The sequence below is a fragment of the Aeromonas piscicola genome (genome assembly GCF_000820005.1).
Classification (GTDB): Bacteria; Pseudomonadota; Gammaproteobacteria; order Enterobacterales; family Aeromonadaceae; genus Aeromonas; species Aeromonas piscicola.
The window spans coordinates 42,791-63,363 of record NZ_CDBL01000036.1; the positions used below are offsets into that span (position 1 = coordinate 42,791).

Consider the following 20,573-nt stretch of genomic DNA (forward strand, 5'->3'; position numbering starts at 1 on the left):
CATGGCACCGGCACCACGAAAAACCCCCTCGTCACCGAGGGGGTTTTTGTTTGTGGGGGTTAAGTCATTGCATCAGGCCTTGAGGCCGAGCCGTCTGGCGAGCCGGTGCAGGTTGCCGCCGTCCAGCTCAAGCGCCCGGGCAGTGGCGGCCCAGTTGCCCTGCTGGGCCGCCAGGGTCTGCTCGATCAGCTGGAACTGGAATGCATCGGTAGCCGTGCGCAGTCCAATGCCAGCTGTCATCTGCTGCGCTACCTGTTCCACAGGGATGCGGCTGGATGAGGGGGCGCCGGTGGCCGCCAGGTTGAAGTGGTGGCAATCCAGCGCGGGGGCCTGACTGCCCTGCTCGGCCCGCGCCAGCACGGCGGCCCTGTGGATGGCGTGCTCCAGCTCCCGCACGTTGCCCGGCCAGTCGTAGCTGGCGAGCAGTTGCAGCGCCCTGGGCTCGATGCGCAGCCGCTCCAGCCCCAGGCTGACCCGGCAGCGTTCGCAAAAATAACCAGCCAGCAGGGGGATGTCGTCCGGTCGCTCCCGCAGGGCGGGGGCGTGGATCGGGAAGACGCTCAGGCGGTGGTAGAGATCGCTTCGAAACTGCCCCTCGACCACCGCCTGTTTCAGATCCCGGTTGGTGGCGGCCAGGATGCGCACGTTCACCTTGAGGGGCGTGTCGTCACCGATGCGCTGCAGATCGCCGTATTGCAGCACCCGCAGCAGCTTGGCCTGCAGCGACAGGGAGAGTTCGCCGATCTCGTCCAGGAACAGGGTGCCCTTGTCGGCCAGCTCGAACTTGCCCGCCCGGTTGTGAATGGCGCCGGTGAAAGCCCCCTTCACGTGGCCGAACAGCTCGCTCTCCGCCACCGATTCCGGCAGGGCTGCGCAGTTGAGATAGACAAGAGGCGCGCTGGCGCGGGGTGACCCCTGATGCACCGCCTTGGCGATCAGCTCCTTGCCGACTCCCGTCTCCCCCAGGATCAGCACGTTCAGCTCGGAGCTCGCCACCACGGCTATCTCGTGGCGCAGCCGGTCCATGGCGGGGGAGCGGCCTATCATCTCGGGCTGGCCCGGCCCATTCTGGGTGGAGGGGGCGAGGGGTTCGCTGCTCTGGCGGGCGAGCCGTTCCAGCAACAGGGCGTTGCTGAGGGCGGCGGCGGCCAGGGCGCCCACCAGTCGCAGCTCCTCGTCGCTGATGCCGTCGAACTGGGTCGGGTTCATGCCATCTATGGTCAGGGCGCCGATCAGCGTCTGATCCGAAAACAGTGGCAGGCCAACGCAGGCGTGCACCCTGAAGTCGTCGTGATCCGGGATCAGGCCGTCATAGGGGTCGGGCAGGTTGCTGTCGGCGGGGAAGCGCACCACGTCACCGGCACGGGCTATGGCCTCCATGCGCGGATGGTCCGCCAGCGCGAAGCGGCGGCCCAGCACGTCCTGCATCAGGCCGTCGATGGCCAGCGGTATGAACTGGCCCCCCTCGTAGCGCAGCAGGGCCGAGGCGTCCGAGTGCAGCAGGCTGCGCACGCTCTGGATCAGGCGGTGGAACCTGTCCTGATGGGAGATGCCGAGTTGCAGGTCGAGGGCGATGCGCGCCAGGCTGTCGGTTGAAATCACGAGAATTGTCCAAATGACAGTGTCTTTGTGTTTTTGACTATGAGTGGTAGTTGTCTAAATGACAACGCCTGAAATGCGTTTTCTATAAAAACAATGAGTTATGAGTTGGCACGTCAACTGCAATAGTCCGTTCAGTCGCACATTCGCTATTGCATTCTGAGGAACAACTTGATGACCATTCACGTCAAAAACAACATTCACTGGGTCGGCCAACGGGACTGGGAGGTGCGCGACTTCCACGGCACCGAGTACAAGACCCACAAGGGCACCAGCTATAACAGCTATCTCATCCGCGAAGGGAAGAACGTACTGATCGACACCGTCGATCACAAGTTCAGCCGGGAGTTCGTGCAGAACCTGGCTGCGGAGATCGATCTCGCTTCCATCGATTTCGTGGTGATCAACCACGCCGAGGAGGATCACGCCGGCGCCCTGACCGAGCTGATGGCCCGCATCCCGGGCACCCCCATCTACTGCACCCACAACGCCATCGACTCCATCACCGGCCATCATCATCATCCTGAGTGGAACTTCCACCCGGTCAAGACCGGCGACAGCCTGGACATAGGCAACGGCAAGCAGCTGGTGTTTATCGAGACTCCCATGCTGCATTGGCCCGACAGCATGATGACCTATATGACAGAGGATGCGGTGCTCTTCTCCAACGATGCCTTCGGCCAGCACTACTGCGACGAGCACCTGTTCAACGACGAGGTGGATCAGGTTGAGCTGATGGAGCAGTGCCAGCGCTACTACGCCAACATACTCACCCCCTTCAGCCCGCTGGTGACCGCCAAGATCAAGGAGGTGTTGGGCTTCAACCTGCCGGTGAGCATGGTGGCCACCTCCCACGGCATCGTCTGGCGCGACGATCCCACCCAGATAATCCTGAAATACCTGGAGTGGGCCGACCACTACCAGGAGGATCGCATCACCCTCTTTTACGACTCCATGTCCAACAACACCCGCATGATGGCCGACGCCATCGCCCAGGGCATCCACGAGGTGGACCCCGGGGTGGCGGTGAAGATCTACAACGTGGCGCGCCACGACAAGAACGAGATCCTGACCCAGGTGTTCCGCTCCAAGGGAGTGCTGGTGGGCTCCTCCACCATGAACAACGTCATGATGCCCAAGGTGGCGGGCATGCTGGAGGAGATCACCGGCCTGCGCTTCAGAAACAAGCGCGCCTCGGCCTTCGGCAGCTATGGCTGGACTGGCGGCGCCGTGGACCGCATCCAGACCCGGTTGATGGACGCGGGTTTCGATATCAGCATCTCCCTCAAGGCCAAGTGGCGCCCGGATGGTTCGGCCCTGGCCGACTGTCGCGAGCACGGCCGCCAGCTGGCCCGCCAGTGGGCGCTGCACCCGCTCGAGACGCCCCGCCCGATCACCACCACTCCGGCTGCGGTGACGCCTGCTCCCGTGATCGCCAAGGCGCCGCAAGCCGCAGCGGCCGCCGCTGAATGGGACGACGAGCAGAGCATGCTCTGCGTCGTCTGCCAGTGGGTCTATGACCCGGCGCTGGGGGAGCCGGATCAGCTGGTGGCACCAGGCACTCCCTGGGCCCAGGTGCCGGACAGCTTCCTCTGCCCCGGCTGCGGCATCGGCAAGGAGGTATTCGAACCCTGCGCCGTGGAGGCCTGTGTATGAACGCAGCAACCCTGAATGACGCCGGCATCAGCCGGGAAATCGTGGTGATCGGCAGCGGCTTCGCCGCCCAGCAGCTGGTCAAGAGCCTGCGCAAGCTGGATGGTGAACAGCCCATCCGCCTCATCACGGCCGACAGCGGCGACGAGTACAACAAGCCGGACTTGAGCCACGTGGTTAGCCGGGGCTGCGCCGCCGCGGCCATGACCCGGCAGAGCGGCAGCGACTTTGCCGAGCAGCAGCGCATCGCGCTGCTGCCCTACTGCCCAGTGCTTGGCATAGATCCCGTCCGGCGGCTGGTGCTGACCGAGCAGGGCAGCTTCCCCTACGGCCAGCTGGTGCTGGCCACCGGCGCCAGCGCGGCGCGCCCCGAGATACCGGGAAGCGAGCATCTGGTGACCCTCAACAGTCAGCAGGAGTACGCCGCCGCCGAGGGGCTCATCCAGCAGGCCCGCCGCATCCTGGTGCTGGGGGCCGGCCTCATCGGCTGCGAGCTGGCGATGGACATGGCGAGCGATGGTCGCGAGGTCACCCTGCTGGATCTGGCCGACAGCCCGCTCAGCACCCTGTTGCCTGCTGTGCTGAGTCAGCCACTGCAGCAGGCACTGCGCAGTCAGGGGGTCAGCCTGCAATTCGGGGCAGGTATCGCCAGGATAGATGCCCAGCCCGGCGACGGCTGGCGGGTGACCCTGACCGATGGCCGCACCAGCGAGCAGGATCTGGTGATCGCCGCGATCGGCCTGCGGCCGAATCTGGCCCTGGCCCAAGGGGCCGGGCTGGAGGTGGAACGTGGCATCCTGGTCGACGACAACTTGCAGACCAGCGCTCCCCATATCTTCGCACTGGGTGATTGCGCCCAGTGGCGGGGACAGCTGCTCCCCTTCCTGCAACCAATAGTGCTGGGGGCCAATGCGCTGGCGCGCACCCTGCTTGGTACGCCGACCCCACTGACCCTGCCACCCATGCTGGTGAAGGTGAAGACGCCGCGTTATCCCTTGCAGCTGGCGGGCCGCACCAAGGGCGAGGATCTCGCCTGGCAGTGCCGCTGGAACAGCCAGGGCATGGTGGCCGAGGCACACGGCGAAGATGGCGAGCTGTGCGGCTTCGTGGTGGGGGGCGATCAGATGAGCGCCGCCTTCCCGCTGCTGCGCCAGTTGCCCCGTTGATTCATCGATACGTCAGGCCGGGTTGACCCGGCTACTTGAGGAGAATTGATATGTCCATGCAACTTATTCCGTCTCACTGGGTGGTGCGTCGTTCCACTCCCTTCTTTACCCGCGAGAATGTGCCCCAGGCCCTGCTCAGCCACCACAATACGGCGGCCGGGGTGTTCGGCCAGATCTGCGTGATGGAGGGAACCGTCACCTATCACGGCTTTGCCGACGAGCAGGCCGAGGAGCCTGAGATAAGCCTGGTGATCCGGGCCGGCCAGTTTGCCACCAGCCCGCCCCAGTACTGGCACAGGGTCGAGCTGTCGGAGGATGCCCGCTTCAACATCCACTTCTGGGCCGAGCAGGCAGAATCCGATCAGCCCCTGTTCAACAGCCGCAAGGCATAAGGTTCAACCCTAGCCAGGGGGCATTGGGCGCGAATGTCCCCCTCTGCCCATGCAGATCAAAATAATCAACTCAGATGTTCGTTATCCTGCCCCCTTATCCGAATGAGTGCTATGAGGGAGATGCATGAGCCTGATTGAAGCGATGACCATGGTGGCTAGCCTGGTCTATCTGGTCCTGTTGGGGTGGCAGGTGCGGTCCGGCTGGCAGTGGCATCTTGCCCTCGGCTTGCTGCTCGTCGGCTGGCTGGTGGCGGCGGATTTCACCCTCTGGCTCGCGCTGGGGCTGGTGGTCGTCCCCCTCGCTCTGTGGCACAAATACCGACCGCTGCCGGCACTCAGCGGAGCCAACAGCCAGTCGCTGCGGGCCTGGGCCCGTCATCTGCTGCTGCTCTGCTGGGGGCTGGTGACTGTGCAGTATGGCCTGCATATCTGGCAGCTGGGGCAGGGGATACCCCCCTGGCTGGTGCGTCCGGACGTGGTCGACGGCTTCCTGCCCATCGCCGGCGGGCTCGGGCTGCGAGCCTGGCTCAGTCAGGGGCTGGTGGATCCCCATCATCCGGCGGCCACCATCACTGTACTGGTGCTCTGTCTGTCGGCCCTGTTGCTGGGGCGAGCCTTCTGCGCCTGGTTCTGCCCGATCGGGCTGGTGGGTGAGTGGCTGCATCGTCTGCGCAGTCGCCTGCTGCCAGGGGAGTGGATGCCGCCGCGCTGGCTCGATGCCGTGCTGCGTTCCCAGAAATTCCTGGTGCTCGGATTTTTGCTGTTTATCGTGCTGATCGCGGTGCCAGGCGCCGCCCTGCCCGGCTACTTCACCAGCCCCTACCATCAGGCGGCGGACATGAAGATGGGGGCCTTCTTCTTCAACCTGACCCTGATTTCGGGCCTGTGTCTGGGCTGGGTGCTGCTGCTCACAGCCACCTTCCGCCAGTGCTTCTGCCGCTACCTCTGCCCCTACGGCGCCTGGCTCGCCCTGCTGGGCTTGTTGACGCCCCTGCGCATTCGCCGCGATCCCGCCCATTGTCTGCGAAGTACTGGCCATGACTGCGATAAGTGCAGCCGGGCCTGTCCCTCCCGCATCCAGGTGCACCAGCTGATCGCGGTGCGCAGCCTGGAGTGCACCAGTTGTATGAGCTGCGTCGCCGCCTGCCCCAAGCGGGCCGATGCGCTGCACCTTGGCAGCAAGGCGCGCAGGCTTGAGCCCCGCTGGCTGCTGGGTCTGCTCTGCCTGTTGTTGTTGATATTGCCGCTGCTCTCCTACGGCCTGCTGGGTATCTGGGTCAGCCAGACGCCACTGGCGGATCGCGCCCAGCTGCTGCAGCTGTTGCCCCAACTGGCTCATTGAGCACCGATGAGTCAGTTGCAGGCGCTCCTCTGAGGGGGCCGCCGGGCGGTCTGAAGATGCACCCGCATTTGATACCTGAGGGGTAGCAGGGTAAAGTCCCTTCCCCGACATGGCGGCCCTGCTGCCGTGTCGGGCCGACAGCCAGCCTTAACCACCTTGCTTCGCTTTCGAAGCAGCAAGCGCTGGGCGCCGGCACATAGATGAGCGCGATCTACCATGACAACCGGCGTAGCAAATGCAACGGTCCGCGGTCGCGACCAGATCCACAATCGTCTTTGGAGAAGTAAATGGGACAGAAACCATCTTTGGTGGGCGGGGCATGCATCATTGCCGGCGTCTGTGTAGGGGCCGGCATGCTGGGCTTGCCGAGTGCCGGGGCGGGCGCCTGGACCATCTGGTCGGTGCTGGCCATCACCCTGACCATGATAGTGATGACGGTTTCCGGCTGGATGCTGCTGGAGTCCTATCAGGGCTACCCGCTGCGCGTGTCGTTCGATACCGTGACCCGGGAGCTGCTGGGAGAGAAGGTCAACGTCCTCAACAACCTCACCGTCTACTTTGTCGGCGGCATACTGCTCTACGCCTACATCACCTCGGCCGGCCTCATCATAGATGGCATGACCGGCATCGGCAGCCACTGGGGATCCATCCTGTTCACCCTGGGCTTCTCCGGCCTGGTGTGGCACTCGACCCGGGCCGTGGATCGCATCTCGGTCGTGCTGGTCATCGCCATGGGGCTGAGCTTCGTGTTCGGCATCTCGGGCCTCTCCCTCAACATCAAGCCGACCCTGCTGTTCGATACTCTGAGCGAGCACGCCAGCTATGCTCCTTATGCACTGGCCATGCTGCCGGTGGCGCTCACCTCGTTTGGCTATCACCACTCGGTGTCGTCCATGCGCGCCTACTACGGTGAGGAGCGCCGCGCCCGTTACGCCATTCTCGGTGGTACCGCCATAGCGCTGCTGTTCTACCTCATCTGGCTGGTGAGCGTGTTCGGCAACCTGCCGCGCAGCGAGTTCGGGCCCGTGGTGGCCCAGGGCGGCAACGTCGACGTGCTGCTCAAGGCGCTGGCCTCGGTGATAGAGTCGGAGGCCGTCTCCAACGCCCTCAACCTCTTCTCCATGGCCGCCATCCTCTCCTCCTTTATCGGGGTGGGTCTGGGGGTGTTCGACTATCTGGCTGATCTGTTCAAGTTCGACAACAGTCATCAGGGCCGCGCCAAGTCGTGGGCCGCCACCTTCCTGCCGCCGCTGCTGCTCTCTCTGCTGTTCCCGTTCGGCTTCCTGATGGCCATCGGCTACGCCGGCGCCGTGGCGACCCTCTGGACCTGCATCATACCCGCGCTGCTGGCCTGGAAGGTGCGCACCGGCAAGGGTGAGCAAGGCGGCAAAGGCGACGGCTTCCGCGCACCGGGCGGCATGCCGATGATAGTGGGCGTCTTGCTGTTCGGTGTGCTGACCGCGCTCTTCCACCTGCTCAATATGGCGGGTCAGCTGCCTGTCTATACCGGCTGATCTATATAAACAGCCAACCGCCGTCACCGGTGGCATGCAGTAAAACGGCGCCTTCGGGCGCCGTTTTACTGTGGGGACTCCGACGGCAGAGCCGTATTCTAGTCTGGAGAGCCGCCCTGGATTCCATATGGTCCGATTTGGGGCGTACCTGTTACTGCCTGCTTAGCTCATCAGCGGCAGAGACCAGTTGTTCCAGTTGGTGGTGGATCTGGGCACGTTCCAGCTGTTGAAGCGGCTGACGGTTCCATAACACCGGGTTCAGGGTCTGTGAATCGAAGCCAAGTACCGGTTTGCAGGGGTCTTGGCTGAACAGGTTCTGCGCCGCGGCTTGGGCACTGGTGGCCGCCTCAAGGCGCGTAAACATCAGCAGATAGTTGGCCGGGTGCTCGGTCAGATGGCAGGTAAGCTCGCCGATCTGCAGGCTGGTGACGCTATCCTCCTGCTGCGGTGCCGGAAGGGAGAGGGAGAGAAACAACTGGTGGATGGCGGCGTGATAAAGAGTGTTCATTGATGGCTCCAGATTGATGATGGCGCCATTAGAGCAGGTCGCCGCCAGCGGCACTGTTAACGATGGCTCTCTTTTTTTAGCTTTTCGGTCAGTGAGATAGCACTCCGTGCTCAGTACAAAAATCGCGACCAATCCCGATAGTCCCTGTTGATGGCCTCTCCTAGACTGGCGGCGAAACATCACAAGAAGACAATTATCATGCAGATTCAAGCAAACACCGGCGGCATGCAGGCCGTCGCTCACCACACTGATGCAACCACAGGGGTTGGCCGGATGGGCCAGCTGGATGTACGTCAGATCGCCACCGGGCAAGATGCGATCCTGCTTGGCAACCGCAGCGAACCGCAAAAAGGCCAGGGGCTGCTCTCGCGGCTGGGGGCCCAGCTGGCCCGCCCATTCGTGGCCATCAAAGAGTGGATCGGCAACTTGCTGGGGACAGACAAGAGTGCCGCTGCGCCGAAGGCGCAGCAGACTCCGAACCTCTCGCTGGCTGAACAGAAACGGTTGCTGTTGCAACAGGCGCTGCCTTTTACTCTGAGCGGTCTCGACAAGGCAAACGAGCTGAACAGCATCAATGCCGAGCAACTGGGACAGGATCACGCCCGTCTGGCGACCGGTAATGGGGCCCTGCGTTCACTGGCGACCTCCCTGATCGGGATCCGGGATGGTTCCATGCGACAGGAGAGTCAGACATTGGCCGCCGGGTTGCTGGAGCATCCCATCGCCGGTATCCCGCTCCAGCAGTGGGGCACTGTGGGGAGCAAGGTGACCGAGCTGGTGGCTAGCGCCACCCCCGAATTGTTGCAAGAGGCGATGAGCCAGCTGCATGCCGTGATGGCCGAGGTTGCCGACCTGCAGCGTGCAGTAAAGGCCGAAGTTGCTGGCGAACCGGTGCAAGCCCAAAGCGGGGAGGCCAGAGGGGTAGCCCGCGAACAGGTCGCCGTTGCGCGCCAGACGCCAGCGACCGGTTACAAGCTGGCGCTGGATCTGATCAGCCATCAGGCTAGCTACCTGCTGCGGGATCAAACCTCGACGACAGTGACCCTGAGCAGCAGCGATCTCAACGCCCTGCACCAGCATATTGCCGATGGCTCCATCAATGGCTCCCACATGGCCAAATTGCAGACCCGTGGCGATCTGCAAACCCTTCGCACCCTGGCGCTTTCCTTGGCCAGCGGCAGCGATGCCAAGGGCTCTTCCCTTGGTCATGCCCTCGACAGCCAGGCCTCGTCGCGCCCCAACCAGCGACTGGTACTGGGCGGCCTGATGCAGTTCGCCGGTCAAACCGATCAGACGTGGGCCAACCATACTGCTGGCAAGCCGGAAGATCGGCTCGATGCCGGGGCGCGCCTACGCTTTGACACCGGTCACATGAAGGCGGAGCTGGATCGTCTGGGCGACAGTGAGGCGCAACAGGTGCTACAACAGCTGGAAGGGGCTTTTGGTGATCGGGCCAAGGCCATCTGTGACTTCGCGGTGGCACAGGTCTCTACCTTTGCCGACAGCGAAAGCAGTCCGGAGGCCGTACTGGTTTCCCGCCTGACCCGCATGGGCAATCTGGTTGGCAGCCTGACCGACACGCTCAAGGTGCGCCTCCAGCTGCCAGAATCCGCCCGCGGCGAGCCGACAATGATCGACGATGCGGCACAGTTGACGCCACTGGAGCTGGCTGCGTTAACCCATATCGGTGTTGATGAGCACTATCTGTAAGCGTGCTTATGTTGTCGGATATGAGTGAATAAACCACTATGTCCATCACGTGCCCCCCAAGGGGGGCACGTTTGCCTTGGAGTATTCGCCTTGGCCAGATGATGCGCCCGGTGTGTATTACCCTGCGCTTGCTGGTCCTCTGTGGGCAATGGTGGCAGCAATGACAGTTAGGGATCTCTGCCATTCAGCTCGTTTGGACTATAGTTTGGTTCTCTTTGGAGCCTAATTATGGAGATGGCTATGGCATGGACTATCGATGATTCCCAACCCCGGATCCTCTACAACAAGGACAAGCACGTCGCCGTGACGCCCTCGGCCATGAGCAAGTATCATGAATGGCGGCGGGAGATCGAGCGCGGCTCGGATCCCAAGAGTGCCGCCGGCAAGGTTGGCGATATGCACTACGAGCAGCTGAGCGGCAACAATAAAGGGATCTACACGATCCGGCTCAGTCAGGAGCACAGGGTCGCCTTTACCATCAATGGCACTCTGCAGCAGGTCAAGGTGATCAGCATTGGCGGCCACTTTCCCCCGAGTTGAGTGATCAGACAGACAGCAAAACGGCGCCTTGGGGCGCCGTTTTTTATGATGCTGCGCCGTCTCCGGCCCTACGGCGACCGGCAGGGCTAGTGCCGATAGCGGGCGGCTGTGATGAATTGGCCGAAGGTTTCGCACCAGACGATCACGCTGTCGTAGCGGGCCGGATCGATATTGGCGGGCAGTGGCACGATAAAGTTGTCGAAGGTTTTGACCGGCCCAACGTGCACCATCTGCGCTTTCAGGCGGGCAAAATCCGCCTCGGTTTCGACAAATTCCGGTGATAGATAGAGCTGGTAATCGGGCCCTGGTGCTAGTTGCCCCATCAGGCTGACGGCGTCGGGCCCAATGCTCACCTTGCCCTCCCCCCAATGCAGCCGGTCGCTGTCTTTGAGATCCCGACGAAAGGTGCCGCTGAAACTGGCCTGCTGCTGGCTGGCCGCCACCTGTTCACTGCTAGGTGCGGCAGGCGCCATCAGGATCGGCAGGGCATAGATGCCGGCGGCAAACCCCAATCCCCCGATCAGCAGATGAGTCGCCAGCAGCAGGACCAGGGTCTTGCGTTGCATCATGTCTCTCTCCTTGATAAATGGATGGCAATATCGCTAGCAGCGGCATCCCCACAGACGGGTCACGCTGCTCGCCATCATGCTCCCGGGTAAGGTGAGTGATGGGGTGGATTATGATGATCGATAGCGGGGCCGCTTGCCTGGCTCACCTCTCCCATTTTACTGAAGGGCATCGAAATCCACGGGGGGCAGTATTTCGAAACCGGGTTTGGCAAACAGATAACCCTGCATCAGGTCTATCCCCATCTCCTGCAGACATGCCATTTCATCCCGGGTTTCGATCCCTTCCGTCAGGGGGGTGATGTTCAACTCCTCAAAGAGGGCGAGACAGTGGCGCACAATGGCCTGGCGGACCTTGTCTTTATCGATCCCCCTCAACAGATGCATATCCAGTTTGATGATGTCTGGCAGAAAATCTGCCAGCAGATTGAGACTGGAATATCCGGCACCAAAGTCATCCATCGCCGTTTTGAAGCCGAGTGCCTGATAGTGATCAACTATGTGGCGAATATGCTGGTTATCCGCCACGCGCTCCACTTCGGTGAACTCGAACATGATCTGCTCGATGGGAAACTGGTGCTCCCGCGCTGCTTGCAAGGTGGTGCGGATGCAGCGCTCCGGACGATAAACCGCATTGGGCAGGAAATTGATGCTCAACATTCCCTGCATCTTGAGTTTGGCCGCCAGTGCAATGGCTTTGATCCGGCAAAGCTGATCAAAGCGGTGGCGATTGTCATCGTTGACCCGTGAAATCACTGAGTGGGCGGGTTCGTTATTGATCCCCCTGACCAGCGCTTCATAGCCAAATATGGTACGGGTACGACAGCGGATTATGGGTTGAAAGGCCATGGTGAAATCGAAGCCGAGATCCCCGCTTTCCTGGCACTGCTGGCACGATAGCTGGGGGGGAGCAGAAGGTATGTCCATGCTTTCCTCATAAGGGGGACTGGTGAGCTGGAGCGCGATATCAAGCCTATATCCAGCTTCAAATGATAACAAGCCTGGATGGCGCCCAGAAAACGGTCTGCCAACAGGTGAATTTGCTGCCATTGAACACTAAACGCTATCTGCCGGAAAGAGGCCAGGCCAGGGGGTGCTCTCTTGCAGCGCTTGTTGTTGATAACGGGCTATGGCGCCTTCCTGTTTCATCTGGCGGATAACGAGCGCCAGCTGGGCCACCAAGGTTTTATGTCTCTCGTGCAGATACACATATGAGTCAAGGGTATCCATGATGCCTGCGGAGTAGATCCTGGTGCCGGCTTCAGACCTGGTGATCAGCGCGGCTATAGCCTGCCTGGCTACCATGGTTTGCTCAATATATAGATCGCTGCGCCCCTTGAGCAGTTTGCCCATTCCCTGATCCACAGTGCTGATGTCAAACAGCTGGGCGGGCGCCACCACCCTGGATAGTGCCAACTCTGGCAACTTGGCCCCGCGGCGGTACTCCACCCGATAAGAGGTGCCGAGCAGGCTGCTCCACCCCTTGAGCTGAATACCCGGAAGGCGGTATACGCCTCATAGGAAAGGGTGAAGTGGGATTCGGGGACTTTCAGCAGGTGGCGGGTTTGCAGTTGATATTCGGTGGCACGATGTATCTCGCCATCGACCTCGCCACTTTCGGCCATGTGGGGGGCTCGCCCGCCCGGGTAACCGGCATAGATGAAGTCGTAGCCAAGGCGCGCAAAGGCATCCTGATAAATCAGCTTCAGCCAGCGGCCGTACATGGACTCTTTGGTATCCAGCGAGCTCACCAGGGTGATGGTGCCTTTGGTCGGTGTGCCCATTACCAATGAGGCGTGCAGCAGGAGCAGCATGGCAGAAAAGAAGAGGCAGAAGCTGGGTCTCTGCAGCATGAATTTCCCTGATGGTCAGCGGCTATTAACAGGAGGTTGCTTTCATCATCCTAGCCCACGGCCATCGCCGATTCAGATTTTTCGGGGGTGAACCGTGCCTGAAAAAGCGATGAGTGGGCCAGCTATGTTACGCCCGGTCACGGCTCGGCGCGACCGGTGCGATCAGGTTCGGCAGGACATGGAGGGGGAGTGAGTTGTCAAAGGCTGGAACTAGGTGGGTGTCCCAGTTTTGGTCAGCTTTGTGTCGTGGTGATCGGGCGAGCGTGCCGGCACACCGACGCTGGACTCAGGGCCTCCATCGCGGGGAAAATGCCGGCGAGCCTTTTCATCACAAGGGAACACGATGCTGATTATCTTCAGTGGTTTGCCGGGCAGCGGAAAGAGCACGATTGCGCGAGCTTTGGCCAAGCGGTTGGGGGCCGTCTATCTGCGCATTGATACCATAGAGCAGGCCATTCGTGATGCTGAACGGACGGGTGAAGAGATGGGGCCCGCCGGTTATTTTGTCGCCTATCAACTGGCCAGAGAGAACCTGAAACTCGGCTCTATCGTCATCACGGATTCCGTTAACCCCATCCAGCTGACCCGGAATGCTTACCATGACATCGCCCGCTCGGTCGGGGTGCCCTGTCTCGATATCGAGGTTGTCTGCTCCAACCCGAGACTGCACCGCGAGCGGGTCGAGAGCCGGACGGCTGATATTGCGGGATTTGCATTGCCGGACTGGCAGGCGGTGCTCGATCGCGATTATGAACTCTGGGACAGGGAGTGCCTGATACTGGATAGCGCCACCCTGTCGATAGCCCAGAGCGTGGAAAAGATTGTCGCCGCGTTGGCAAAGGAATCGTAGGTTCGATTAGCGCAGCGTAATCGGACGACTGAGAAGCTGTTGTCTCGGCTGTTGCGGCCAGCCGGAGTTGGAAATTCGGCTGGCTGTGATAGCGGGAGAATCGATTTACGCGAACGTCCGATTACGCCTGGCGGCTAATCGAACCTACGAGCTGTACATGAGAATTTCCTAGTGTCCCAGACTTTATGAAAATTTTAAACGTGAGGAGATTGCTTATGATGAAGGCGCGAGCAACTTGTTCGCACCTTCCTTATATATTAATACTTAGCGTATTAAAAATCAGATGCGTTTTAACTCGGTTAGTTTCCCTATAGGAGAGATTGAGCCTGAAGGTTTATAACATGAAACGATGTACTTGCTCCCCTTGCTAGCATTTATATCAATATACTTATAGCTTTTGTACATGTATCCGGAAGTTTGGTATTGACAGCCCACATACAAAGTAAATTCGCCAGCAGGGAGAATTACTCTTGGATGTCTTAATTTCAGGTTTTTTTGTTGTTCTTTTTTATTGGCTGGGATTGCACTGGTTATAGCTGAGAAGATTTTTATTGGTTCATCAACAAAAGTTCTTTCTACAAAGAAAATAGAATCAGACCTAAGCTTTTCAATTAGTGCACTATTCTTAGTGTATAGTTTTACATCGTACTCTTGGATTTCATCCTCGGTATATATGGTGACAACATCCTGCTCACTTTTTCCTTCAGTTTTTTCAGGAAAGAAATCATCTCCGACAGATGAAATGATTGATGCACATCCACTCATAAAGATACAGGCAAGAAATATTAGTGTGTTTTTCATACAGGGCATTTATTGGGAAATGATAACCATTATATGATTTGGTGGTATTTAATGTGTGATTTAGGTCTCGTTAGTATATATCTATAACTAAGTTATTATCTGATTGATATGTGCTCCTGATTCTTTTTTCCAATAAAAAACGGCGCCTCGCGGCGCCGTTTTTTATATCACTAACCGACCCAACATCACTGCAGCAGGGAGATATCCGCGACTTGCAGGAACAGGTTGCGCAGGTTGTTCAGCAGCGCCAGACGGTTGGCCTTGAGGGCCTCGTCTTCTGCCATCACCATCACCTCGTTGAAGAAGGTGTCGACCGGCTCGCGCAGGGCGGCCAGACGGGTGAGGGCAGCCTGATAGTCACCGGCAGCGAACAGCGGCGCCAGTTCGGCTTGCAGGGCAGCAACCTGAGTGGCCAGCGCCTTCTCGGCGGCATCGACCAGCAGTTCCGGTTTGACGGCAGTCGGCAATTCGCCTTCAACCTTGGCCAGAATGTTGCTGACGCGCTTGTTGGCAGCAGCCAATGCCAGTGCGGCATCCAGGCTGCGGAAGTGGCTGACGGCCTTGACGCGACGATCGAAGTCGAGCGGACGGGTCGGGCGGCGGGCGAGTACGGCCAGCACCACATCGGCACCAATGCCTTCGTCCTGATAGGCGGCGCGGAAGCGACCCAGCATAAAGTCGACCACGTCGGTAACGACGGTTTTGTTGGTCAGCTTGTCGCCGTAGACGCGTACTGCTTCTTCAACCAGTTCAACCAGATCCAGATCCAGCTGCTTCTCGGTCATGATGCGCAGGGCACCGATGGCGGCGCGACGCAGAGCGAACGGATCCTTGTCGCCTTTGGGCAGCATGCCGATGCCGAAGATACCGGCCAGGGTGTCGAGCTTGTCGGCCAGCGCCACGGCGCAGGCTTCCAGAGCGGACGGCAGGGCATCACCGGCGAAGCGCGGCATGTACTGCTCGTTGAGGGCCACGGCCACCACTTCGTCTTCGCCATCGTGACGGGCGTAGTGCATCCCCATCACACCCTGGGTGCTGGCGAACTCGCCGACCATGTTGGTCATCAGATCACACTTGGAGAGCAGACCGGCACGCTTGGCCTGAGCCACGTTGGCACCGATGCGCTCGGCGATGAAGCCGGCGACGGTCTCGATGCGCTCGACCTTGGCCTTGACTGTGCCGAGCTGTTGCTGGAACAGCACGGTTTCAAGGCGCGGCAGGCGGGAGGCCAGGGTTTGCTTGAGGTCAGTCTTGAAGAAGAACTCGGCGTCAGACAGACGGGGGCGAACCACCTTCTCGTTGCCGCTGATGATCTGGCTCGGGTCTTTGGACTCGATATTGGTGACGAAGATGAACTTCGGCAGCAGCTTGCCGTTCTTGTCGTAGACCGGGAAGTACTTCTGGTCACCCTTCATGGTGTGAACCAGCGCTTCAGCCGGCACGGCCAGGAACTTCTCTTCGAAGTTGGCGGTCAGCACCACAGGCCACTCGACCAGTGCGGTGACCTCTTCCAGCAGGGCATCGTCCAGATCGGCAACGCCACCGAAGGCGGCAGCGGCCGCTTCGGCGTCAGCCTTGATCTTGGCCTTGCGCGCCATGAAGTCGGCAACCACTTTGCCTTTTTCCAGCAGGATCTGCGGGTACTGGCTGGCGTTGTCGATGGTGAACTCGGGCTGGCCCATAAAGCGGTGACCGCGAATGGTGCGGGCAGAGTCGATACCCAGAATGTGAGCGGGCACCAGATCCCCATCCAGCAGCAGGGTCACGGTGAACACCGGACGCACGAACTGGATGGTCTTGTCGCCCCAGCGCATCATCTTGGGGATGGGCAGCTTGGCCAGTGCAGCAGCGACCAGCTCGCCCAGCAATTCTTTAGCCGGACGGCCTTCGACCTTGGCGGTGTGAACCAGCCACTCCCCCTTGTCGGTGACCAGACGCTCGGCTTGAGCAACTGTGATGCCGTTGCCACGGGCCCAGCCTTCGGCAGCCTTGGTCGGCTTGCCTTCGGCATCGAACGCCTGAGACACGGCCGGGCCGCGCTTCTCGACGCTCTTGCTCGGCTGTTCGCCAGCCAGCGCGTGTACCTTCAGCGCCAGGCGGCGCGGTGAGGCGAACCACTCGACGTCGCCGAAGGCCAGGTCGGCCTTGGTCAGCTCAGCTTTGAAGTTGTCGGCAAAGGCTTCGGCCAGGGAGCGCAGGGCTTTTGGCGGCAGCTCAGCTGTGCCGATCTCTACCAGAAATGTATGTTGTGCCATGTCCGTTCCTTAACCTTGCTTGTTCTCAGTGCGCTTGCACATGGGGAAGCCCAGTGCTTCGCGGGAGGCATAGTACGCCTCGGCCACGGCCTTGGTCAGGGTGCGAATGCGCAATATGTAGCGCTGACGCTCGGTGACCGAGATGGCCTTGCGGGCATCCAGCAGGTTGAAGGAGTGGGCAGCTTTCAGAATGCGCTCGTAAGCGGGCAGCGGCAGCGGTGTTTCCAGTGCCAGCAGGTGCTGGGCCTCTTTCTCGTACTGCTCGAAGCAGTGGAACAGGAAGTCCACGTCGGCGTGTTCGAAGTTGTAGGTGGACTGCTCCACTTCGTTCTGGTGGAACACGTCGCCATAGGTGGTCTTGCCCAGCGGGCCATCGGACCAGACCAGGTCATAGACGCTGTCCACGCCCTGAATGTACATGGCCAGACGCTCGAGACCATAGGTGATCTCGCCGGTCACCGGTTTGCACTCCAGGCCGCCAACTTGCTGGAAGTAGGTGAACTGAGTCACTTCCATGCCGTTGAGCCACACTTCCCAGCCCAGACCCCAGGCACCCAGCGTCGGGTTTTCCCAGTTGTCTTCCACGAAGCGGATGTCGTGGATTTCGGGATCCATGCCCAGCTCTTTCAGCGAGCCGAGGTAGAGTTCCTGAATGTTGTCGGGGGAAGGCTTGATGATCACCTGGAACTGGTAGTAGTGCTGCAGGCGGTTCGGGTTTTCACCGTAGCGGCCGTCGGTCGGACGGCGGGACGGTTGCACGTAAGCGCAGGCGATGGGCTCCGGGCCCAGAGCGCGCAGACAGGTCATGGGGTGTGAAGTACCGGCACCCACTTCCATGTCCAGCGGCTGAATAATGGTACAGCCCTGGCGGGACCAATAGTCCTGCAGCTGCAGGATCAGGCCCTGAAAGGTTTTGACATCGAATTTTTGCATAGTGTTTTTCGCGCGAAGTGAAATCAGAGCAAGATTTGCTGAATGTGAACCGAAGGAGTATACCGTCTGGCATGGTCGGATAATAGGCGAAATTGTAGGGGATTCATGGGGCGGGGCTGCGCCGGGCCTGGTTGGCCCGGGACGGAAGCCCCCTCATGTGGCCGATGAAATCCCCTTGTCGGACAGAGAGTCGGGCAGAGAAAAATAACAGGAGACGAAGAATGGAACTGCGCTGCGCCTGGGTGACCAAGGACCCGGAATATATCGAATACCATGACAAGCAGTGGGGCCGGCCGGTTTATGACGCCCGCGAGCTGTTTGCCAAGCTCTGCCTCGATGGCCAGCAGGCGGGGCTGTCGTGGATCACCATCCTCAAGCGTACCGAGAGCTACCATCGCGCCTATGCCGACTTTGATCCTGTGCTGATAGCCCAGTTCGACGAGCAGGATGTAGAGCGGCTGATGGAGGACACCGGCATTATCCGCAACCGCCTCAAGGTGCAGTCGATCATCAAAAATGCCCGTGCCTATCTGGCGTTGCAGGCGCAGGGGATCGACTTCGCCGACTTCCTCTGGGGCTTTGTCGGTGGCGCTCCCATGGTCAACCAGCGGCAGGGCAACGGCGATATTCCGGCGACATCGCCAGAGTCGGATGCCATGTCGAAGGCACTCAAGAAGCTCGGCTTCAACTTCGTCGGCAGCACGATTTGCTACGCCTTCATGCAGGCAGTGGGGATGGTGAACGATCATCTGGTCAGCTGCCCTTGCCACGCCGAGTGCCAGCAGCCGGCCTGAGGCTGCTATCGACCGTGCCAGACTCCCGCCAATGGGCTATCGGTCACGCCGATTGCCTGGGGCTGTCGGCCATCCTCCTCCTTGCGACAAATTCGGCTGCATTTGTAGCCGAATTTGGCCCGCCAAGCGCCGCTGGCGCGCAAAAAACACTCACTCTCGCCAGCCGTTCAGACCTGCGTCAGACAATGGCGTGGTGGCGCGTTACAATCCGGCCCCCGGCATGGTGCCGGACTGTATTCATAGAGGTTTTTTCATGCGAGCCAAGATCCTGGTGCCAGCCCTGGCACTGACCATTGCCCTGACCGGCTGTACTACCAATCCCTATACCGGTGAATCCCAGACCTCCAAGGGGGCCTGGGGGGCGCTGGCCGGCGCCGCGACGGGCGCCGCCGTGGGCGCGCTCTCCTCCAGCAAGGGTGATCGCAAGAAGGGGATTCTGACTGGCGTGGCCGCCGGTGCCGCCCTGGGTGGCGGTATTGGTTACTACATGGACGTGCAGGAAGCCAAGCTGCGCGAGAAGCTGCAGGGTACTGGCGTCAGCGTGACCCGCAATGGCGACGAGCTGATCCTCAACATGCCGAACAACGTCACCTTCGACAGCGCCAGCGCCCAGCTGAAAGCGGCCGGTGCCAATACCCTGTCCGGCGTGGCCATAGTGGTTGCCGAGTTCGACAAGACCCGCCTGAACGTGGTCGGCCACACCGACAGCACAGGCTCCCGCGATCTGAACATGAAGCTCTCCGCCCAGCGTGCCGATGCCGTTGCCGCCCAGCTGATCGGTCAGGGCGTGACCGGCAGCCGCATCGCCACCCGCGGTGTGGGCCCGGATCAGCCGGTTGCCAGCAACAGCACCACCGCCGGCAAGGCCCAGAACCGTCGCGTGACCATTACCCTGACCCCGACAGCCTAAGTCGTCTGGTTTCCGGTAACAAAAAGGCCCCGCCATCACTGGTGGGGCCTTTTGCTATCCGGTGTTGCGGGCTTAGACAGCCGCAGTCAGCTGGATTTCCACCTTGTAGCCTTCGTGGGCAAGGCGGGCCTGTACGCAGGCTCGGACGGGGGCTGTGTTTGCGTCAGGGGAGCCAGGCATCCCGCTCGGCTTAGACAGCCGCAGTCAGCTGGATTTCGACCTTGTAGCCTTCGTGGGCAAGGCGGGCTTGTACGCAGGCGCGTACCGGCGCCGTACCCGCCGGGATCCAGGCATCCCACTGTTCGTTGAAGGCGGCTATGTCCGCAATGTCCTTGAGATAGATGTTGGCCATCAGGATTTTGCCGACCCCGGAGCCATTGGCTTCCAGCAGGCGCTGCAGGCTGGTCAGCACTTCGCGGGTCTGCTGGTGAATGTCGGCCTCTTCGCTGACGGGGACTTCCACCACATAGAGGGTGCCGTTGTGAATGACCACGTCTGACCAACGCTGGGTGGTGCCGACTCGGGTAATGGTTGTCATGTTTGCTCCGAAACTGGGCTTATTGACCCTTGCGGATCAGATAGCGGTAGGGGGCCTGCTCTGTCTCGCTGGCGATCAGGGTGTGATCCATGAAGCGGCAGAAGCTGGGGATGTCGCGGGTGGTTGAGGGATCGTCGGCGCTGACCAGCAGGGTCTCTCCCTGGGCCATCAGCCGCACTTTTTTACGCACCATCATCACGGGTTCCGGGCAACGAAGCCCGATTGCGTCCAACTCATGGGTTGCATCGCAGAATAAAGCACTCATCAATAATCAACCTTCAACCAATTCAGCTGCCAATGATACTCACGGCGAAAAAATAATCAAATAACTGGGGCTGGAAGCAGCATATGTAACCGAAGTGTTATCTGGCCCTATCTAGTCCCCGTCTTCTGAGTAATATAAAAATTGAACCATATTCAACAAGGAGGTGTGAATATGCAGGTCTCCTACGGCAGATTGCAAGCCTACGCAGGCATGGGGTTCTTGGCTTTCGCCATGATAGTGATGGGCAGCCCGATCGGTAATACCGGCACCTGGTTCGGTTCCATGGTGATGATCGGACTGGGGCTCTGGATCGAGCTCAGCGATTACTACGACGAAGATGAGGACGAGAACGACAACACTTAGCTCCCGGATTTCTCCCACGAC

22 protein-coding genes are annotated in these 20,573 nt (G+C 60.3%); 11 read left to right on the forward strand and 11 right to left on the reverse strand.

Annotated features, from left to right (window positions below; translation table 11 throughout):
- Window positions 1-72 precede the first annotated feature (72 nt).
- Window positions 73-1,602 carry a nitric oxide reductase transcriptional regulator NorR gene (gene norR, locus BN1128_RS07645; RefSeq protein WP_042867389.1) on the reverse strand — a complete coding sequence of 510 codons (1,530 nt, stop codon included), beginning with the start codon at window positions 1,600-1,602 and terminating at the stop codon, window positions 73-75.
- A 171-nt stretch (window positions 1,603-1,773) separates the two neighbouring features.
- Here norR and norV point away from each other — a divergent pair, with 171 nt between their 5' ends.
- The 5 genes from norV to BN1128_RS07670 all read left to right on the forward strand — a co-directional run bounded on the left by norV (window position 1,774) and on the right by BN1128_RS07670 (window position 7,666).
- Window positions 1,774-3,255: an anaerobic nitric oxide reductase flavorubredoxin gene (norV, locus tag BN1128_RS07650; RefSeq protein ID WP_042867391.1), complete on the forward strand. Its 1,482-nt coding sequence runs from the start codon at window positions 1,774-1,776 to the stop codon at window positions 3,253-3,255.
- On the forward strand, window positions 3,252-4,418 hold the full coding sequence (gene norW / locus BN1128_RS07655) for an NADH:flavorubredoxin reductase NorW (protein ID WP_042867392.1): 1,167 nt from the start codon (window positions 3,252-3,254) through the stop codon (window positions 4,416-4,418). The genes norV and norW overlap by 4 nt, the downstream gene beginning before the upstream one ends.
- A gap of 50 nt (window positions 4,419-4,468) precedes the next feature.
- Window positions 4,469-4,810, forward strand: coding sequence for a TehB family protein (locus BN1128_RS07660; RefSeq protein ID WP_042867393.1), 342 nt, complete (start codon window positions 4,469-4,471; stop codon window positions 4,808-4,810).
- 124 nt (window positions 4,811-4,934) lie between these two features.
- Window positions 4,935-6,152: a 4Fe-4S binding protein gene (locus tag BN1128_RS07665; RefSeq protein ID WP_042867394.1), complete on the forward strand. Its 1,218-nt coding sequence runs from the start codon at window positions 4,935-4,937 to the stop codon at window positions 6,150-6,152.
- 287 nt (window positions 6,153-6,439) lie between these two features.
- Window positions 6,440-7,666: an aromatic amino acid transporter gene (locus BN1128_RS07670; protein WP_042867395.1), complete on the forward strand. Its 1,227-nt coding sequence runs from the start codon at window positions 6,440-6,442 to the stop codon at window positions 7,664-7,666.
- 151 nt (window positions 7,667-7,817) lie between these two features.
- Here BN1128_RS07670 and BN1128_RS07675 read toward each other — a convergent pair whose 3' ends face one another.
- A complete protein-coding gene (locus BN1128_RS07675) occupies window positions 7,818-8,174 on the reverse strand; it encodes a CesT family type III secretion system chaperone (RefSeq protein WP_042867396.1) in 357 nt (118 codons plus the stop codon).
- Between the two features lie 198 nt (window positions 8,175-8,372).
- On the opposite strand from BN1128_RS07675, the gene BN1128_RS07680 reads away from it, so the two are divergent.
- Window positions 8,373-9,884 (forward strand): ADP-ribosyltransferase, encoded by a 1,512-nt coding sequence (locus BN1128_RS07680; RefSeq protein WP_042867397.1) that lies wholly within the window; start codon window positions 8,373-8,375, stop codon window positions 9,882-9,884.
- 240 nt (window positions 9,885-10,124) lie between these two features.
- Window positions 10,125-10,424, forward strand: a complete 300-nt coding sequence (locus BN1128_RS07685; RefSeq protein WP_042867398.1) for a hypothetical protein — start codon at window positions 10,125-10,127, stop codon at window positions 10,422-10,424.
- An 86-nt stretch (window positions 10,425-10,510) separates the two neighbouring features.
- Here the strand turns inward: BN1128_RS07685 and BN1128_RS07690 are convergent, their stop codons facing one another.
- The 4 genes from BN1128_RS07690 to BN1128_RS07700 form a co-directional block, all read right to left on the reverse strand.
- A complete protein-coding gene (locus tag BN1128_RS07690; protein WP_042867419.1) occupies window positions 10,511-10,990 on the reverse strand; it encodes a DM13 domain-containing protein in 480 nt (159 codons plus the stop codon).
- A gap of 159 nt (window positions 10,991-11,149) precedes the next feature.
- Window positions 11,150-11,917 (reverse strand): EAL domain-containing protein, encoded by a 768-nt coding sequence (locus tag BN1128_RS07695; protein WP_042867399.1) that lies wholly within the window; start codon window positions 11,915-11,917, stop codon window positions 11,150-11,152.
- A 129-nt stretch (window positions 11,918-12,046) separates the two neighbouring features.
- Window positions 12,047-12,343, reverse strand: coding sequence for a hypothetical protein (locus BN1128_RS26180; protein ID WP_244464570.1), 297 nt, complete (start codon window positions 12,341-12,343; stop codon window positions 12,047-12,049).
- On the reverse strand, window positions 12,289-12,843 hold the full coding sequence (locus BN1128_RS07700) for a hypothetical protein (RefSeq protein ID WP_244464571.1): 555 nt from the start codon (window positions 12,841-12,843) through the stop codon (window positions 12,289-12,291). The genes BN1128_RS26180 and BN1128_RS07700 overlap by 55 nt, the downstream gene beginning before the upstream one ends.
- Window positions 12,844-13,186: 343 nt before the next feature.
- Between BN1128_RS07700 and BN1128_RS07705 the strand changes: the two genes are divergently transcribed.
- Window positions 13,187-13,693 carry a P-loop nucleotide/nucleoside kinase family protein gene (locus tag BN1128_RS07705; protein ID WP_042867400.1) on the forward strand — a complete coding sequence of 169 codons (507 nt, stop codon included), beginning with the start codon at window positions 13,187-13,189 and terminating at the stop codon, window positions 13,691-13,693.
- A gap of 279 nt (window positions 13,694-13,972) precedes the next feature.
- Here the strand turns inward: BN1128_RS07705 and BN1128_RS25285 are convergent, their stop codons facing one another.
- From BN1128_RS25285 to glyQ, 3 genes are all read right to left on the reverse strand, one after another.
- Window positions 13,973-14,494, reverse strand: coding sequence for a hypothetical protein (locus BN1128_RS25285; protein ID WP_156140149.1), 522 nt, complete (start codon window positions 14,492-14,494; stop codon window positions 13,973-13,975).
- Window positions 14,495-14,679: 185 nt separating this feature from the next.
- Window positions 14,680-16,749 carry a glycine--tRNA ligase subunit beta gene (gene glyS / locus BN1128_RS07710; RefSeq protein ID WP_042867401.1) on the reverse strand — a complete coding sequence of 690 codons (2,070 nt, stop codon included), beginning with the start codon at window positions 16,747-16,749 and terminating at the stop codon, window positions 14,680-14,682.
- Window positions 16,750-16,758: 9 nt separating this feature from the next.
- Window positions 16,759-17,682 (reverse strand): glycine--tRNA ligase subunit alpha, encoded by a 924-nt coding sequence (glyQ, locus tag BN1128_RS07715; protein WP_005320598.1) that lies wholly within the window; start codon window positions 17,680-17,682, stop codon window positions 16,759-16,761.
- Between the two features lie 221 nt (window positions 17,683-17,903).
- Between glyQ and BN1128_RS07720 the strand changes: the two genes are divergently transcribed.
- Window positions 17,904-18,476, forward strand: a complete 573-nt coding sequence (locus tag BN1128_RS07720; RefSeq protein ID WP_042867402.1) for a DNA-3-methyladenine glycosylase I — start codon at window positions 17,904-17,906, stop codon at window positions 18,474-18,476.
- A gap of 253 nt (window positions 18,477-18,729) precedes the next feature.
- Window positions 18,730-19,386 (forward strand): OmpA family lipoprotein, encoded by a 657-nt coding sequence (locus BN1128_RS07725; RefSeq protein ID WP_042867404.1) that lies wholly within the window; start codon window positions 18,730-18,732, stop codon window positions 19,384-19,386.
- A 190-nt stretch (window positions 19,387-19,576) separates the two neighbouring features.
- Here BN1128_RS07725 and BN1128_RS07730 read toward each other — a convergent pair whose 3' ends face one another.
- Together BN1128_RS07730 and tusA are read right to left on the reverse strand one after the other, a co-directional pair.
- Window positions 19,577-19,924 (reverse strand): RidA family protein, encoded by a 348-nt coding sequence (locus tag BN1128_RS07730; RefSeq protein ID WP_042867405.1) that lies wholly within the window; start codon window positions 19,922-19,924, stop codon window positions 19,577-19,579.
- Window positions 19,925-19,943: 19 nt separating this feature from the next.
- Window positions 19,944-20,189, reverse strand: coding sequence for a sulfurtransferase TusA (tusA, locus tag BN1128_RS07735; protein WP_042867406.1), 246 nt, complete (start codon window positions 20,187-20,189; stop codon window positions 19,944-19,946).
- 171 nt (window positions 20,190-20,360) lie between these two features.
- On the opposite strand from tusA, the gene BN1128_RS07740 reads away from it, so the two are divergent.
- A complete protein-coding gene (locus BN1128_RS07740; protein WP_042036104.1) occupies window positions 20,361-20,552 on the forward strand; it encodes a hypothetical protein in 192 nt (63 codons plus the stop codon).
- Window positions 20,553-20,573 lie beyond the last annotated feature (21 nt).